Raw genomic sequence first — 17,512 nt, forward strand, 5'->3', positions numbered from 1 at the left:
TTCCCCTTGATGGAAGGTTTAACCTTCATAACAGTTAGCGAAAAGCGTTATGCCGGTCAACATCTGACCAGATCATTATACGGGAGTTTTGTTATGTCTCACACTATTGACCTGACACTGGACGGCCTCTCCTGCGGCCACTGTGTCAAACGCGTTAAAGAAAGTCTGGAACAGCGTCCTGATGTAGACAGCGCTGAAGTGACCCTTGATCACGCCGCCGTCACCGGTAGCGCCAGTGCGGATGCGCTGATTGATACGATCAAACAGGCTGGTTATGGGGCGGAGCTGAGCCACCCAAAGGCTAAACCGCTGGCAGAGTCATCATCCCCGTCGGAAGCACTGACAGCGGCCACTCCTGAGCTTCCGGTAGCTGATGATATTGATGACAGCCAACAGCTGCTGATCAACGGCATGAGCTGCGCCAGCTGCGTCTCCCGGGTACAAAATGCCTTGCAGGCTGTACCGGGTGTCGCGCAGGCACGGGTCAATCTTGCGGAGCGTACTGCGCTGGTGATGGGCAGTGCCTCCGCCGCAGATTTAGTGCAGGCCGTTGAAAAAGCGGGCTACGGCGCAGAGGCCATCGAAGATGACCTCAAACGTCGTGAACGCCAGCAGGAAACGGCCGTCGCCACCATGAAACGCTTCCGCTGGCAGGCCATCGTCGCGCTGCTGGTCGGGGTGCCGGTCATGGTGTGGGGTATGATCGGTGACAATATGATGGTCACCGACGATAACCGCACGCTGTGGCTGGTCATTGGGTTGATTACGCTTGCCGTGATGGTCTTCGCAGGCGGTCACTTCTACTCCAGCGCCTGGAAAAGCCTGAAAAATCGCACCGCGACGATGGACACCCTGGTCGCACTCGGCACGGGTGCGGCGTGGCTGTACTCCATGAGCGTCAACGTCTGGCCCCAGTGGTTCCCGATGGAAGCGCGTCATCTCTATTATGAAGCGAGCGCGATGATTATCGGCCTGATTAACCTCGGCCATATGCTTGAAGCGCGCGCCCGTCAGCGCTCCTCCAAAGCGCTGGAGCGCCTGCTGGATTTAACCCCACCGACCGCGCGCGTCGTGACGGATGCAGGTGAAAAAAATGTCCCATTGGCTGAAGTTCAACCCGGCATGACGCTGCGCCTGACCACCGGCGACCGCGTTCCCGTCGACGGTGAAATCACTCAGGGCGAAGCCTGGTTTGACGAAGCGATGCTGACAGGCGAACCCGTCCCGCAACAGAAAGCCCAGGGCGATGCCATTCATGCCGGTACGGTAGTGCAGGACGGTAGCGTGCTTTTCACCGCAAGTGCCGTCGGCAGCCATACCACGCTGTCACGCATTATTCGCATGGTGCGTCAGGCACAGAGCAGTAAGCCGGAAATTGGTCAGCTGGCCGATAAAATCTCCGCCATTTTTGTGCCGGTCGTGGTCGGTATCGCGCTGCTGAGCGCGGCTATCTGGTATGTCTTCGGCCCGGCACCGCAAATTGTTTATACCCTGGTGATTGCCACGACGGTGCTGATCATTGCCTGTCCTTGCGCGCTCGGTCTTGCCACGCCAATGTCGATCATCTCAGGCGTAGGCCGTGCCGCTGAATTTGGTGTGCTGGTACGGGATGCCGATGCGTTGCAGCGGGCGAGCACGCTGGACACGCTGGTGTTTGATAAAACCGGCACGCTGACGGAAGGGAAACCGCAGGTAGTGGCCGTGATAACCGCAGGCATCACGCAGGATAACGCGCTGCGTCTCGCCGCGGCGCTTGAACAAGGCTCTAGCCACCCGCTGGCCCACGCCATTATTGAGAAAGCCGGAAATGCCAGCCTGCCGCAGGTGAGCAATTTCCGTACCCTGCGCGGTTTAGGCGTCAGCGGTACCGCCGAAGGGCACACGCTGCTGCTGGGGAATCAGGCACTGCTGAAGGAGCATGGCGTTGAGACTTCAGCCCTGGAACAAGACCTGAAAGATCAAGCCTCTCAGGGCGCAACCCCGGTTCTGCTTGCCGTTGATGGCAAGGCCGCGGCGCTGCTGGCAATTCGCGATCCGCTACGCCAGGACAGCGTGCAGGCGTTGCAACGCCTGCATCGTGCGGGCTATCGCCTGGTGATGTTGACCGGGGATAATCCTGTGACGGCGAACGCCATCGCCCGGGAAGCTGGGATTGACGAGGTCATTGCCGGGGTGTTACCTGACGGCAAAGCAGACGCCATCAAGACGCTGCAAAGCCAGGGTCGCCAGGTGGCGATGGTCGGTGACGGGATTAACGATGCGCCGGCGCTGGCACAGGCGGAAGTGGGTATTGCGATGGGGGGCGGTAGCGATGTCGCCATTGAGACGGCCGCCATCACCCTGATGCGTCACAGCCTGATGGGCGTTGCGGACGCGCTGGCGATTTCAAAAGCCACCTTGCGCAACATGAAGCAGAACCTGCTGGGTGCCTTCGTCTACAACTCGCTCGGTATCCCGATTGCTGCCGGTATTTTGTGGCCGCTGACCGGCACGCTGCTGAACCCGGTTGTCGCGGGTGCGGCGATGGCGCTCTCGTCCATTACCGTGGTGAGCAACGCAAACCGGTTGTTGCGGTTTAAACCGAAAGATTGAACCTTCTTCTCCTACGCGCTAGCATGAACCTTTCCGTTTATGGAGCGCGTATGAGTCTGTTTAATCGTATAAAAACATCGTTTCGCGCCCTCTTCCCCCGCCGTTATGCCTGGCCCGGCATGGATATCTCGCTTCCCGGCGGGCAGCACCTTCACCTGGTGGGCAGCATCCATATGGGCACGCAGGATATGTCCCCGCTGCCAGCCGGTCTGATGAAACTGCTGAAGAGCGCCGATGCGCTGGTCGTTGAAGCGGATATTTCGGGCCAGACGTCGCCGTTTGCCGGCCTCGAAAACGATCTCCCCCTGGCTGAACGTCTGAACGACACGCAGTTCGCTGAACTGACGCGCGTCGCAGATGAGACGGGGGTGTCGCTCTCCATGCTGGACACACTGCCGCTGTGGCAAATCGCGATGGTCCTGCAGGCGACCCAGGCGCAGCGTCTGGGGCTACGCGGGGATTACGGTATTGATTACCAGCTGTTGAATGCCGCGAGAGCACGCCATTTGTCAGTCATTGAGCTCGAAGGCACGGACAGCCAGATAGCCCTGCTGCGCCAGCTTCCTGATGATGGGCTGATGCTGCTGGATGATACCCTGACCCACTGGCACACCAACGCGCGTCTGTTGCAAACGATGATCGGCTGGTGGCTGAATGCGCCGCCCACGGACGGTAAACTGGCGCTGCCGTCGACGTTCAGTGAATCGTTGTATGATGTGCTGATGAACGAGCGCAACAAAGCCTGGCAGCAGACGTTACATGCGTTGCCTGCGGGGCGTTACGTGGTCGCTGTCGGGGCGTTACATTTGTACGGAGAAGGGAATTTGCCGTCACTGCTGAAATAAAAAAATGGCCAATATTTCTATTGGCCCGTCAAAGAGGAATTTCATCGTTTTTATTATGCCGAAGGAGACCTTCGGTTGAGCCGATTGTCGCTCAAAGTGACCATCACTGCCAATACTATTGCGCAAGATGGTGCTATTTTTTAGACAAACGTCAGGCGTATGCTGTCAGCATGAATTGTCTGTCGTAAGAAGGATAGCTATGACTCCCGCCGTTAAATTACTCGAAAAAAACAACATTCCCTTTCGGATCCACACCTACGATCACGATCCCAGCGAAACGAATTTTGGTGATGAAGTGGTGCGCAAACTGGGGCTCAACGCCGATCGGGTTTATAAGACGCTGCTGGTGGCGGTGAACGGTGATATGAAACACCTCGCCGTCGCGGTAACGCCCGTTGCCGGGCAGCTGGATCTCAAGAAAGTGGCCAAAGCGCTGGGGGCAAAGAAGGTGGATATGGCCGATCCGATGGTTGCGCAACGCACTACCGGCTACCTTGTCGGCGGTATTAGCCCGCTCGGGCAGAAAAAACGCCTGCCGACGCTGATTGATGCCCCTTCGCAGACCTTCGACACTATTTATATTTCCGGCGGCAAACGCGGGCTGGATATTGAACTGTCCGCAGGCGATCTGGCGAAAATACTGGACGCGACATTTGCGGATATTGCGCGACGGGATTGAGGAATTGGCCCGGAGGCACTGTGCTTACCGGGCCGACGATTCTCATACAGGCCGGGTCAGGCGTAGCCGCCCCCCGGCACAAAACCGCACTACTGCCAGCTCACCTCGCCTTTCGGCTCGTAGGTATTCACGTCGATCGGTGAATTCTGCTCGATAAACTGCTTCAGCACTTCCGCATCGATAAACCCGGTATTCACATAGCCCGGTTTATTGTCGATATGCGGATAACCATCACCACCGGTGGCGTTAAAGCTTAATGTTGCCATGCGGTAGGTTTTGGCAGGGTCGACCGGCTCGCCTTTGATTTTGAGGTCGTTGAGCTTGCCGTCCTTCGCCACAAAGCTGACGTTGGCAAACTGCGGATAAGCGCCGGAGTCCGGCTTCATCTGCGCCACGGCGGCGAGATAGTCAATCACCTCTTTACCGCTCATGTCGACATACACCACGATGTTACCGAACGGCTGAACCTTCAGCACATCTTTATAGGTGATGTTTCCGCCTTCGATGGAGTCGCGGATGCCGCCGCCGCTCATCACGCCAAAATCGGCATTTGTGCGCGCCATTTGTGCCGCCAGCACCAGATGCCCCATATTGGTCTGCACAAAGCGAACTTTGCTGCGGTCCCCTTCCAGACGACCATTCAGCGTACCAATCTTCACGTCCAGTTGCGCCTTGCCTTTATTCTGGAAGGGCGTCAGCAGGGAGAGCATCTGCGCGTTCTCGGCAATTTCCGGGGTGTAGAGTACGCGTTCACTCTTCCCGTCAGGGTAAGTCACTTTCTTCTTCAGGTTGACCGGAATGAGCTGATAGTGCACCAGCTTCATCTCGCCGTTACGGAACTCAAAGTCCGCACGCCCCACGTATTTACCCCATTCGTGCGCCTGCACAATCCAGATACCGTTCTGACGGTCCGGAGCACACGGCGTGCCTGGCACGTAGTCGACCTGCTTTTTATTCTCTGACGCCATGCAGACCGGGTCTTGTGAATGACCGCCCACAATCATCGCCAGCGAGCCTGCAGGCAGGCTGCGAGCCATCTCCACGTCACCCGGCGCATTCGAGCCGTGCTCACCGTTGTCGTAGTGGCCCATATGGGTGGTGGCAATAATGACATCCGGCTTTTCGTTCTGCTGCAATTCCTGAATGACCAGCTTCGCTTCGTCTGCCGGTTTACGGAATTCGATATCGGTAAAGAACTCAGGGTTGCCGATTTTCGCCGTATCGTCGGTGGTTAACCCGATGACCGCAATTTTCAGATCCTGACGCTTAAACAGCGCCCAGGGTTTGAACAGTCGCTCGCCTGTGCTTTTCTGGTAGATGTTGGCAGAGAGGAACGGAAATTTTGCCCATTTTTCCTGCTGACGCAGCACCGTCAGCGGGTTATCGAATTCATGGTTACCGACGGCCATCGCATCATAGCCAATAAGATTCATGCCGCGGAAATCAGGCTCCGCATCCTGTAAATCAGATTCCGGCACGCCGGTATTGATATCGCCCCCCGACAGCAGCAGTACGCTGCCCCCCTGGGCTGCCACCTCTTTACGAATGCCATCCACCAGCGTTTTTTGTGCCGACAGACCGTATTCGCCGTATTCACTGCGCCAGAAATGGCCGTGGTGATCGTTGGTATGCAGAATGGTGATTTTATAGGTTTTATCTTTTTCATAGGCCTGCACGGGCAGGCTAACCAGACCCCAGGCGGCGATCAGCGCCAGCGCGACGCTCCGCTTCATTAACTTCATCTTCTCTCTCCCTGACCAATAGACAAAGGCAAAAATTACAGTGACTAATAAGAATAGACAAATAAGTTTTCAGAATTGCGACTTTATTCAAATGTCACTGCCGGGTATGTTAGTTGGATAATAATTACACCCTGCATTTCTAATAACAAAAGACGTGGTATTCATCTCTATGGCAATCAGTGAATCAACCCAGCCCGTGTCTGGCGCTCCGGCGTCGCGCACCTCGTTTAAAGTGTTAGGCGCAATCAGTCTTTCACATCTGCTCAACGACATGATCCAGTCGTTGATTCTCGCGATCTACCCGCTGCTGCAGTCCGAGTTTTCGTTAACGTTCGTGCAGATCGGGATGATCACCCTGACCTTCCAGCTGGCCTCCTCGCTTCTGCAACCGGTCGTGGGCTACTGGACGGATAAATATCCCATGCCGTGGTCGCTACCGATTGGCATGTGTTTTACCTTGAGCGGGCTGGTGCTGCTGGCAATGGCAGGCAGCTTTGAAGCAGTGCTGATTGCCGCCGCGCTGGTGGGCACGGGGTCGTCGGTCTTTCACCCGGAGTCCTCACGCGTGGCGCGCATGGCCTCCGGGGGCCGTCACGGGCTGGCGCAATCGCTCTTTCAGGTGGGCGGTAACTTTGGCAGCTCCCTCGGCCCACTGCTGGCAGCGGTGATCATCGCTCCGTACGGCAAGGGTAACGTGGCGTGGTTTGTGCTGGCAGCCTTGCTGGCGATTATCGTACTGATTCAGATCAGCCGCTGGTATGCCGCACAGCATCGCGTGAACAAAGGTAAGCCTAAAGCGAAGGTTATCAATCCCCTTCCTCGCGATAAGGTCATTCTGGCCGTCTCCGTGCTTCTGGTGCTGATTTTTTCGAAATACTTCTATATGGCGAGCATCAGCAGCTATTACACCTTTTACCTGATGCAAAAATTCGGATTATCGGTCCAAAACGCCCAGCTTCACCTGTTTGCCTTCCTGTTTGCGGTGGCTGCAGGGACGGTTATCGGCGGGCCTGTGGGCGATAAAATCGGACGTAAATACGTCATTTGGGGCTCTATCCTCGGCGTGGCCCCGTTTACCCTTATTTTGCCGTATGCAAGCCTGGAGTGGACGGGGATTTTGACCGTGATTATTGGGTTTATCCTCGCCTCGGCGTTTTCCGCCATCCTTGTTTACGCGCAAGAGCTGCTGCCAGGCCGTATCGGTATGGTTTCCGGGCTCTTTTTCGGTTTTGCTTTCGGCATGGGCGGCCTTGGTGCGGCAGTGCTGGGCATGATTGCCGACCACACCAGTATCTTCCTGGTCTATAAAATCTGTGCTTTCCTGCCGCTTCTGGGGATGTTGACCATATTCCTGCCTGATAACCGCCATAAAGCGTAATATAACGGTCGCTAAAGTTTTACTTTGGCGACCTGACACCCTGATGCCATAAGGGTTTCTTCTCCATCCCCCTGCCTAATTTATCAAAATGCGCTTTTTTACACGCATATTGCTGTTTTATTCAAACTTCAACAATTATTCATAAACATAACGGCAAAAATTGTCATAAACTATTACTCGGTTTTTGGTTTTTTAACCAAATGGAACACCCACAACGAAAGGAGACGGAATGCATCACGCCACACCGCTTATCACCACCATTGTTGGTGGACTTGTGCTCGCTTTTATCCTCGGCATGATTGCCAATAAACTGCGTATTTCGCCTCTGGTGGGCTATTTGTTAGCGGGTGTGCTGGCGGGTCCCTTTACGCCAGGTTTCGTGGCGGATACCAAACTGGCGCCCGAACTGGCGGAATTAGGCGTGATTCTGCTGATGTTTGGCGTGGGTCTGCATTTCTCACTGAAGGATCTGATGGCGGTAAAGTCGATCGCCATACCGGGAGCGATCGCACAGATAGCCGTAGCGACGCTGCTGGGAATGGCGCTTTCGACAGTGCTTGGCTGGTCGCTGATGACCGGTATCGTCTTTGGGCTGTGTCTTTCAACCGCCAGTACCGTCGTACTGCTGCGCGCGCTTGAGGAGAGGCAGCTTATCGACAGCCAGCGCGGACAAATCGCGATAGGCTGGCTGATTGTGGAAGACCTGGTGATGGTGCTGACGCTGGTGTTGCTGCCTGCCGTCGCCGGTATGATGGAAAAAGAGAGCGTCGGCTTTGCGACGCTGGCGCTGGACATGAGCATCACCATCGGGAAAGTGGTGGCGTTTATCACCATTATGATGCTGGTGGGCCGCCGTCTGGTGCCGTGGATCCTGTCCCGCAGCGCGGCCACCGGCTCCCGTGAGTTGTTTACCCTGTCTGTCCTTGCCCTGGCGCTGGGGATTGCCTTTGGGGCCGTTGAACTGTTCGACGTCTCCTTTGCACTGGGCGCGTTCTTCGCCGGGATGGTGCTGAACGAATCCGAGCTGAGCCACCGTGCGGCGCACGATACGCTGCCGCTGCGCGACGCCTTCGCCGTCCTGTTCTTTGTCTCCGTCGGGATGCTGTTTGATCCGATGGTTCTGGTTCAGCAACCGCTGGCCGTGATGGGCACCCTGGCGATTATTATTTTTGGTAAGTCGGTTGCCGCCTTCTTCCTGGTACGGATGTTTGGCCACTCGCCGCGTACCGCTCTGACCATCGCCGCCAGCCTGGCGCAGATTGGTGAGTTCGCCTTTATTCTGGCAGGCCTGGGTATGGCGCTGAATCTGCTGCCGCAGGCCGGGCAAAACCTGGTCCTCGCCGGAGCGATCCTCTCCATCATGCTGAACCCGGTCCTGTTTGCGTTGCTGGAAAAATACCTCGATAAAACCGAAACGCTGGAAGAGCAGACGCTGGAAGAAGCTATCGAAGAAGAGAAGCAGATCCCGGTGGATATTTGCAATCATGCCCTGCTGGTCGGCTTTGGCCGCGTAGGAAGCCTGCTCGGTGAGAAGCTGATGGCGCAGGGGATCCCGCTGGTGGTGATTGAAACATCACGTACCCGCGTCGACGAGCTGCGCGAGCGCGGCGTTCGCGCGGTGTTGGGCAATGCGGCAAACGAAGAGATCATGAATCTCGCGCATCTGGACTGCGCGCGCTGGTTGCTGCTGACCATTCCAAACGGCTATGAAGCGGGTGAAATTGTGGCGTCCGCACGTGAAAAATGCCCGAATATTGAGATCATTGCCCGTGCCCATTATGACGATGAGGTGGAGTACATTACCGAACGGGGTGCGGATCAGGTGGTGATGGGTGAACGCGAAATTGCAAAAGCGATGCTGACGCTGTTAACGAAACCGCCGGTTGACGAGGTGGTGACGGGGTAAGCGTGCCTCCTGCAGCCCTTTACTGACCCTCTCCCACCGGGAGAGGGTACAAACACGAATACGGCAACCGCAAGGTTGCCGTTTTGCCTTTATCGGTCCCAGTAGGCTTCTTCGAGGCTATCTTCCCTTTCCGGCAGACCGCGGGTTAAGCGCGGCGAGTGCTGGTTCAGCACCTGATAACTCACGCGGTTCGCGTACTTACACACCTGCGCCAGCGACGAATAGGTCAGCCAGTTGAATTTGTGCTTGCTGGAATTCGGGACGTTGGTTTTATGGTAGGCATTCGCAGTGATGTCATGCAGCAGCGCCGCCAGTGCGCCATCTCCCGCGCCATTGGTGTTCATGATCTTTTCTGGCCCGCCCATATACGGCGCGATGTGGGAGTAAATACGCAGCGGGTTTTCGCAATCTTTATGGCGAATCGCGCGGCTGAACTCGTACTGGTTAAACTCGGCAATGGCGCCTGGCAGCAGTGGATGCTGCGTTTTGCGTTTGCTCTCTTCTTCCGTGAAGCCTGCCATATACAGCCCTACCGGTCCGGCCGTGCAGAGCACCAGATCGACCCAGTCGAGCGCTTTATCGGAGGCCAGCAGCGGATCGCTCTCGCCGGTCAATGCTTCAGCCTCTTCTTCGTTCATCGCCAGAATCGAGACGTGTTCCTTCAGGAAGGCCTGCCACCACTCGGGGTTGTCGGCTATCACGAATTTGGTGCCCAGCGTCAGAACGACCGGCACATTGTATTTCTTCGCGTACTCAATCGCTTTCATGGTGGCTTCCGGCATCGGCTCACCGGGTTTACAGCGCACCAGATACGACGTCAGCACCAGTGCAGACGCGCCCGCTATCACCGCTTCCGGAATGCTCTCTGCACGCAGCTTATTCATGTGGCCGGGGCTGATGGCAAAGGTACGTTCGCCGGAATCGCTGATCAGCGTGAAGCAGCGGCCAATCGGCCCGTCAACGCCCTGAAGGTAGTTCAGATCGGTGCGGCTGGAGGTATTGCACAGGTAACGGTAGGCGTAGCCACCAATTTCGATGTTGCTGCACATGACGCCCAATAACACAGAGCGGTCGTCGGCAAGCACCGAGTAGTTGTGCATGGTGTTGCCGATAGTGCCACCGGCAAACTGATGGGTGATCAGGTTTTCGCGCGTCAGCTCCTGATACAGGGCTTCGGCAACATCGTCCTCAATCACCAGCGAGTGACCGGCGCTCAGACCGTAACGAGCGACAAACGCATCATCCACTTTAGCTTCAATGTCCACCAGCGTCTGATCGATACCGACGACCCATGCGGCGCTGGTTTCATTTTCCGGCTGGATTTGCTGCAGGAGCGGATCGCGGGCATCAACGGGAAAGTAGTGTTTAGATTTGCGTTTACCGGGAAATTTCATGGGTCTGAACTGTGCAAGGATTATGGGCCGGGAATGGTAGCACAAACCCGGCCCATAGTGCGATCAGCGGCTGTTTGTCACCAGTGACACCATCATCTCGATATGCTCAGGCGAGTCGTTAAGGGCCGGAATATATTCGTATTTCGTTCCGCCCGCCTCGAGGAAGAACTCTCTGTTCTGCACGGCAATCTCTTCCAGCGTTTCCAGACAGTCGGCGGAGAAACCGGGTGACATCACCTGAATATGTTTCACGCCCTTCTCACCGAGCATTTTGAGGGTTTCGTCGGTATAAGGCGTTAACCACGGCTCGCGGCCAAAACGCGACTGGAAGGTCATCATCACTTTCTCTGGCGGCAGGCCGAGGGCTGAGACCAGCTCACGGGTAGTATCGCGGCAGCGCTGCGGGTAATCATCCCCTTCATTGGCGAAGCGCTGCGGGATCCCGTGATAGGAGAGCAACAGCAGATCCGGCTCGCCATGTTTTTCAAACGACGCGCGCGCGCTACTGGCAAGCGCTTTAATATAGCGTTCGTTATCGGCGTAATCGCGAATAAAGGTCACGCCAGGAATACGGCGGCGGGTCGCCAGAATACGTGCCAGCTCATCCCAGACGGCGGCAACCGTCGAGCAGGAGTACTGCGGATAAAGGGCGAGAACCACAATGTGGTCGACGCCCTGCGCCAGCAGCGAGTCGACCGCGCTTTCCAGTGACGGTTTACCGTAGCTCATGCCCAGCGCGACGGGCATATCCGGCAGGCGGGCGGCCAGCGCTTTTTCCTGCCGACGGCTATACACCATCAGCGGTGAGCCCTCTTCCATCCAGACGGACTGATAAAGCTTTGCTACACGTGGGGCACGAATCGGCAGAATGACGCCACGCAGCAGCGGCCACCACAACAGTCTTGGGGTATCCACGACGCGCGTGTCGCTTAAAAATTGTCGCAGGTAGCGTTTTACCGCTTCTGATGTCGGTGCATCTGGTGTACCCAGATTGGCAAGCAGGATGCCGGTTTTCGCCTGACTCATTCACGCCTCTTAACCATTTGAATGGTTTTCAATTGTAGCGGAAAAGCGTTTAAACGAAACCCATTGCTGCAATAGGTAAGATGAGAATTTTTCTCACCCGGAGAGCCCGGGTGAGAGAGGTGCAATTAGCCGAGGATTTTTTCCAGCTCTGCACGAACGTCAGCAACGGCTTTGGTGCCGTCAACTTTCGCGTATTTGGTGTTACCCGCCTGCGCTTCTTTGGTGTAATAACCGATCAGCGGAGCGGTCATCTGATGGTATTCCACCAGACGTTTACGCACGGTCTCTTCCTGATCGTCTTTACGGGTGGTCAGCTCTTCACCGGTAACGTCATCTTTACCTTCAACCTTAGGCGGGTTGAATTTGATGTGGTAAACGCGGCCAGAGGCAGCGTGTACGCGACGACCAACAATACGGTCAACGATCAGCTCGTCCGGCACGTCGAACTCGAGCACGTAGTCCACGTTGATGCCCGCTTCTTTCATGGCATCAGCCTGAGGAATGGTACGTGGGAAGCCGTCCAGCAGGAAACCGTTACGGCAGTCTTCCTGAGCAATGCGCTCTTTGACCAGAGCGATAACCAGCTCGTCGGTCACCAGCTTGCCTGCGTCCATGATGTCTTTCGCTTGTTTACCCAGCTCGGAGCCAGATTTAACAGCGGCGCGCAGCATATCACCGGTGGAGATTTGCGGAATACCGTATTTCTCCATGATGAACTGAGCCTGAGTTCCTTTACCCGCGCCCGGAGCGCCAAGCAGAATAATACGCATTGCGAAAATCCCCTCAAAAGTCGATTCAATTTTTCAAAAGCGCTAAACAATACCACCAGAACGGATATGGCTCAAGGAAGGCAGGCGGGCTGAAACGGTTAATGAAGGGAGATTAACGGGAAGGAGCGGTCTGGTGCCCTCCCCCGGTCCTCTCCCACAGGAGAGGGAGAAGACCAGGGTGAGGCGGGTCAATTACGCCAGCAGCAGCGCATTCACACGTTTAATGAACAGGTTAGGATCTTCCAGCGTGCCGCGCTCGGCCAGCAGAGACTGATCCAGCAGAAGCTCAACCCACTCGGCGAAGCGTGCTTCGTCCTGCGTATCCGCCGCGCGTTTCACCAGCGGATGATCCGGGTTCAGCTCGAAGATATACTTCACTTCTGGCATCGCCTGGCCCGCCGCGGCGAACAGTTTCGCCATCTGGGTGCTCATTTCATCCGCATCCGTGGTGACAATGGCCGGGGTATCAGTCAGACGGTGAGTGAAACGCACCTCTTTCACGCGATCGCCCAGCAGCGTTTTCACGCGCTCAACGAAAGGCTCCAGCGCCTTCTCCGCTTCTTTCGCGCTTTCGTCCACTTCATCGGCCAGCTTATCGATCGACTCATCGGCTTTGGCGACGGACTGGAACGCCTTACCGTCGAACTCGGTCAGGTAGTTCATCATCCACTCGTCGATGCGGTCAGACAGCAGCAGTACTTCGATGCCTTTCTTACGCAGCAGCTCGAGGTGTGGGCTGCTCTTCGCCGCGGCGTAGCTGTCGGCGGTGATGTAGTAGATCTTCTCCTGCCCTTCTTTCATGCGGGAGACGTACTCTTCCAGCGACACGGTCTGCGCAGAGGAGTCGGTGTGAGTGGAAGCGAAACGCAGCAGTTTAGCAATGGCTTCTACGTTGGATGTATCTTCCGCAGGGCCCTCTTTCAGCACCAGACCGAACTGTTTCCAGAAAGTCTGGTATTTTTCTGCATCGTCTTTCGCCAGTTTTTCCAGCATCTGCAGCGCACGTTTGGTCAGTGCATTACGCAGGTTGCGGGTGACGGTGCTGTCCTGCAGAATTTCACGGGAGACGTTCAGCGGCAGATCGTTGGAGTCAATTAGACCACGCACAAAGCGCAGGTAGTTCGGCATGAACTGCTCGGCGTCATCCATGATAAACACGCGCTGGACGTACAGCTTCAGACCGTGCTTGTGATCGCGGTTCCACATATCCCACGGCGCCTGAGACGGGATATACAGCAGGCTGGTGTACTCCTGCTTACCTTCCACACGGTTGTGGCTCCAGGTGAGTGGATCGGTAAAGTCGTGGGCGATGTGTTTGTAGAATTCGTTGTATTCGTCGTCTTTAATTTCAGATTTATTGCGCGTCCACAGCGCCTGCGCTTTGTTGATTTTCTCCCAGGACACCACGGTTTCACCGTCTTTCTCTTCCTGTTTTTCAATCTCAACCGGCAGGGCAATATGGTCGGAGTATTTGCTGATGATGGAGCGCACGCGCCAGTCATTCAGGAAATCATCTTCGCCTTCACGCAGGTGAAGGGTGATTTCGGTACCGCGGTCCGCTTTAGTGATGTCATCAACGGTGTATTCGCCTTCGCCTTTAGATTCCCAGAAGACGCCGTGATCCGCACTGTCGCCTGCTGCACGGGTACGTACGGTAACTTTGTCCGCAACGATGAACGCCGAGTAGAAGCCCACACCGAACTGGCCGATCAGCTGGCTGTCTTTCGCCTGATCGGAGCCCATTGATTCGAGGAACGCTTTGGTACCGGATTTAGCAATGGTCCCGAGATGGTCGATGACCTCGTCGCGGTTCATACCAATGCCGTTATCGGCGATAGTCAGGGTACGGTTCTCTTTATCGAAAGAGACGCGCACGCGCAGCTCTCCGTCGCCTTCGTACAGATCCGGGTTAGACAGGGCGCGGAAGCGCAGCTTGTCCGCCGCATCGGAGGCGTTGGAAATCAGCTCACGCAGGAAGATTTCTTTGTTGGAATACAGGGAATGGATCATCAGGTGCAGAAGCTGTTTTACTTCTGACTGGAAACCACGGGTTTCTTGTCCTTTCATCTATGTCGACCTCAACAATGCCATTTAATGGGGTTTTAAAACGTTGAGGGAGAGATGGGGATACGAGGGGAGAATTTCAAGCGGAGGCCGCGATTGCAGCCTCCGTTTGGTCAGAAAATAATCTTGTGACGTCCAGCCAGAGAGTGGGACAGCGTGGTGCCGTCCACCATCTCCAGCTCACCGCCCACTGGCACGCCGTGAGCGATGCGGCTGGCGTCAACGCCATACTGTGCGCACAATTCGGCGATGTAGTTAGCCGTAGCTTCCCCTTCCACCGTTGGGTTGGTGGCGAGGATCACCTCTTTGATCGTTTCGGACTCAAGACGCTGTTCAAGGCGATCGAGACCGATATCGTCCGGGCCAATACCGTCCAGCGGGGAGAGATGCCCCATCAGCACAAAATAGCGGCCAGAAAACTGCCCGGTCTGTTCGATGGCGTAGATGTCCGCCGGACTCTCCACCACGCAAATCTGACCGTTTTCCTGACGACGCGGATTAGTGCAGATGTTACACACGTCCTGCTCGGTAAAGGTACGGCAATCCGCACAGTGACCAATTTCTGACATGGCACGGGTCAAAGCCTGCGCCAGGCGCATCCCGCCGCTGCGGTCGCGCTGCAATAGCGTAAACGCCATGCGCTGCGCCGACTTCGGGCCGACACCCGGCAGACAGCGCAGTGCTTCCATTAACTGCGTGAGCAGCGGACTGGTTTGCATCAGAATGGCATCTTGAAGCCAGGCGGCAGTTGCATACCGCTGGAAACAGAGGCCATTTTCTCTTTCTGAGTTTCATCGATACGGCGCGCAGCATCGTTAAACGCGGCTGCAACCAGATCTTCCAGCATGTCTTTGTCGTCTTCGAGCAGGCTTGGGTCGATTTCAACGCGACGGCAGTTATGCGCACCGTTGATGGTCACCTTGACCAGACCGGCACCGGATTCACCCGTGACTTCCAGCTGAGCGATCTCTTCCTGCATCTTCTGCATTTTTTCCTGCATCTGCTGAGCCTGCTTCATCAGGCCACCCAGACCGCCTTTTCCACCAAACATAGGCTTCTCTCTTCTTTCACGTTTAAGGATTACAACCGTAAGTCAGACTCACGATCAAATGGGGCGAATACTCTCTTCATCCAGATCGGCGTCGAAGAACCGGCGCAGAGTCTGGATATTGTTATCCGCGATAATCGACTCGCGCGCCTGCGCGAGCTTCTCTTCATAAATCGCCTGACGCCATTCCAGTGGCGTTCGCACCGCCGGATTATCATCTTCAATGATAGTCAATTCAACCGGTGCACCGTGTAATGCGGTGAGCGCCTCGGCCAGCGCTTTTTGCGCGCCAGGGGAATTCAGGTGCCGCTGACCCGGTCGCAGGTGTAAACGTACCTGATGACCGTCCTGCTCTTTCCAGGCATTCAGCGCGACCTGCTCAACCAGCTTCGGCAACTGCAGTTTACTGACCTCTGCGGCCCACGCGTCACGCTCAATAGACTCTTCGGCAAGTTTCGCGGAAAGCTCAGGTGTTTTTTCATGCTCCAGCGCCTTTTTTAGCGCTTTCGGTGTGGCAACTTCTTCTTTCACCTCTTCAACGAGGGTTGTTGCCTTCCAGCGGTAAGCCTCTTCTTTCACCGGGGCTTTTTGCTCGAGCGCGGACGGTGCAGGGCGCGACTGAACGCGCTCCGTAACCGAAGCCAGTCGTTCAAGCGCGGCGTTGTTCACCGGCCGCGCTCTTCCTGGCGCTGCCGGTTCACTCTTTTTTGGTTTGGTTGCTCCCTGAGCACGTTGCAACTGGCTTCGTGCGGCAAGCACCGAACTGGTGGCCTCCGGCAGCGGTACGTTCTGCTGCGGGGGAGCCGTCGGCTGCGGTGGCACCTGCTGAGGCGACATCACCGCAGTGGGGGCGACCGGAGCAAAAGACTGTCGGGGCACTTCCGGCTCCGGCAGAGGCATGCGCGGATGGAACGCCAGCGCACGCAGCAGGGTCATTTCAACGCCCATCCGGGGATCCGGCGCAAACGGCAGCTCTTTGCGGCCAATCAGCAGCGTCTGGTAATAAAGCTGCACGTCAGCCGGTGGGACGGTGCGCGCAAGTTCACGCATCCGGTGTTCAATAACCGCCATATCGGCACCGATGGCGGACGGAGAAAGCTGCAGCATCGCCACGCGGTGCAGCAGACTCAGCATCTCAACCAACAGCGCTTCCCATTCAATGCCCCGGGCAGCTGCGGCGTTCACCAGCGACATGACGCGTTCACCGTTGGCGGAAATCATCGCTTCGATGAGAGAAAGCGCCTGATCGTCATCCAGCGTGCCGAGCATGGTGCTGACCGCGTCGGTCGAGAGTTTACCGTCACCGCTGGCAATCGCCTGGTCGGTGAGACTTAAGGCATCACGAAGGCTGCCGTCTGCCGCGCGGGCCAGCAGCTGCAGGGCGCGCGGTTCGTGGACAATCTTCTCTTCATCAAGAATATGTTCAAGCTGAGCGCGGATCTGCTCGACGTCCAGCGCCTTCAGATGGAACTGCAGGCAGCGCGACAAAATAGTGACCGGCAGCTTTTGCGGATCGGTGGTCGCCAGCAGGAATTTCACATGCGCGGGCGGCTCTTCCAGCGTTTTCAGCAGGGCGTTGAAACTGTGGCGTGACAGCATGTGCACTTCATCGATCAGGTAGACCTTGAAGCGGCCACGCGCCGGCGCGTACTGCACGTTGTCGAGCAGATCGCGGGTATCTTCCACTTTCGTGCGCGAGGCGGCGTCGATCTCAATCAGATCGACAAAGCGCCCCTGCTCAATTTCACGGCAGTTGTCACACACGCCGCACGGCGTGGCGGTGATCCCGGTTTCGCAGTTCAGACCTTTTGCCAGCAAACGGGCAATAGAGGTCTTACCGACGCCGCGGGTGCCGGAGAAAAGATAAGCGTGATGGATGCGACCTAGCGACAAGCCGTTCGCCAGGGCCGTCAGCACATGCTCCTGACCGACAACGTCAGCAAAGGTTTGTGGTCGCCATTTACGGGCTAACACCTGATAACTCATGGGCAGGCTCTGCAACGCTGGAAGGTGAATTTATGGAGGGGAATGCTATCACAACCTCACCCATTGAGCGAGGTTGTGAAAA

Annotated in this window: 13 protein-coding genes and 1 other annotated feature; of the genes, 5 read left to right on the forward strand and 8 right to left on the reverse strand. The window is 56.4% G+C overall.

Annotation, left to right across the window (positions count from 1 at the left end):
- Positions 1–93: 93 nt before the first annotated feature.
- The 3 genes from copA (at position 94) to ybaK (ending at position 4,116) form a co-directional block, all read left to right on the forward strand.
- Positions 94–2,592, forward strand: a complete 2,499-nt coding sequence (gene copA / locus QLG09_RS18780) for a copper-exporting P-type ATPase CopA (RefSeq protein WP_049023175.1) — start codon at positions 94–96, stop codon at positions 2,590–2,592.
- Between the two features lie 50 nt (positions 2,593–2,642).
- Positions 2,643–3,437, forward strand: coding sequence for a TraB/GumN family protein (locus QLG09_RS18785; protein ID WP_044858267.1), 795 nt, complete (start codon positions 2,643–2,645; stop codon positions 3,435–3,437).
- A gap of 199 nt (positions 3,438–3,636) precedes the next feature.
- Complete coding sequence (gene ybaK / locus QLG09_RS18790) at positions 3,637–4,116, forward strand: Cys-tRNA(Pro)/Cys-tRNA(Cys) deacylase YbaK (protein ID WP_020885175.1); 480 nt, start codon at positions 3,637–3,639, stop codon at positions 4,114–4,116.
- Between the two features lie 89 nt (positions 4,117–4,205).
- Here the strand turns inward: ybaK and ushA are convergent, their stop codons facing one another.
- Positions 4,206–5,858, reverse strand: coding sequence for a bifunctional UDP-sugar hydrolase/5'-nucleotidase UshA (gene ushA / locus QLG09_RS18795; RefSeq protein WP_282489280.1), 1,653 nt, complete (start codon positions 5,856–5,858; stop codon positions 4,206–4,208).
- A gap of 169 nt (positions 5,859–6,027) precedes the next feature.
- Here ushA and QLG09_RS18800 point away from each other — a divergent pair, with 169 nt between their 5' ends.
- Both QLG09_RS18800 and ybaL read left to right on the forward strand, forming a co-directional pair.
- Positions 6,028–7,236, forward strand: a complete 1,209-nt coding sequence (locus QLG09_RS18800) for an MFS transporter (protein WP_032677549.1) — start codon at positions 6,028–6,030, stop codon at positions 7,234–7,236.
- 229 nt (positions 7,237–7,465) lie between these two features.
- A complete protein-coding gene (gene ybaL, locus QLG09_RS18805) occupies positions 7,466–9,142 on the forward strand; it encodes a YbaL family putative K(+) efflux transporter (protein WP_014168917.1) in 1,677 nt (558 codons plus the stop codon).
- An 89-nt stretch (positions 9,143–9,231) separates the two neighbouring features.
- Here the strand turns inward: ybaL and QLG09_RS18810 are convergent, their stop codons facing one another.
- From QLG09_RS18810 to dnaX, 7 genes are all read right to left on the reverse strand, one after another.
- Entirely contained in the window at positions 9,232–10,536 is a 1,305-nt protein-coding gene (locus tag QLG09_RS18810) for an inosine/guanosine kinase (RefSeq protein WP_020885178.1), read from the reverse strand.
- Between the two features lie 63 nt (positions 10,537–10,599).
- Entirely contained in the window at positions 10,600–11,562 is a 963-nt protein-coding gene (gene hemH / locus QLG09_RS18815) for a ferrochelatase (protein WP_025204839.1), read from the reverse strand.
- Positions 11,563–11,687: 125 nt separating this feature from the next.
- Positions 11,688–12,332, reverse strand: a complete 645-nt coding sequence (adk, locus tag QLG09_RS18820) for an adenylate kinase (RefSeq protein WP_006809841.1) — start codon at positions 12,330–12,332, stop codon at positions 11,688–11,690.
- 192 nt (positions 12,333–12,524) lie between these two features.
- On the reverse strand, positions 12,525–14,399 hold the full coding sequence (htpG, locus tag QLG09_RS18825; protein ID WP_014168914.1) for a molecular chaperone HtpG: 1,875 nt from the start codon (positions 14,397–14,399) through the stop codon (positions 12,525–12,527).
- Between the two features lie 110 nt (positions 14,400–14,509).
- Positions 14,510–15,115, reverse strand: a complete 606-nt coding sequence (gene recR, locus QLG09_RS18830) for a recombination mediator RecR (protein WP_006809843.1) — start codon at positions 15,113–15,115, stop codon at positions 14,510–14,512.
- Complete coding sequence (locus tag QLG09_RS18835; protein ID WP_010428194.1) at positions 15,115–15,447, reverse strand: YbaB/EbfC family nucleoid-associated protein; 333 nt, start codon at positions 15,445–15,447, stop codon at positions 15,115–15,117. The genes recR and QLG09_RS18835 overlap by 1 nt, the downstream gene beginning before the upstream one ends.
- A 54-nt stretch (positions 15,448–15,501) precedes the next feature.
- On the reverse strand, positions 15,502–17,430 hold the full coding sequence (gene dnaX, locus QLG09_RS18840) for a DNA polymerase III subunit gamma/tau (protein ID WP_047744116.1): 1,929 nt from the start codon (positions 17,428–17,430) through the stop codon (positions 15,502–15,504).
- Positions 16,108–16,172: a sequence feature (DnaX frameshifting element), on the reverse strand. Its footprint overlaps the gene before it by 65 nt.
- Positions 17,431–17,512 lie beyond the last annotated feature (82 nt).

The sequence above is a fragment of the Enterobacter sp. V89_11 genome (assembly GCF_029967775.1).
Taxonomy (GTDB): domain Bacteria; phylum Pseudomonadota; class Gammaproteobacteria; order Enterobacterales; family Enterobacteriaceae; genus Enterobacter; species Enterobacter ludwigii.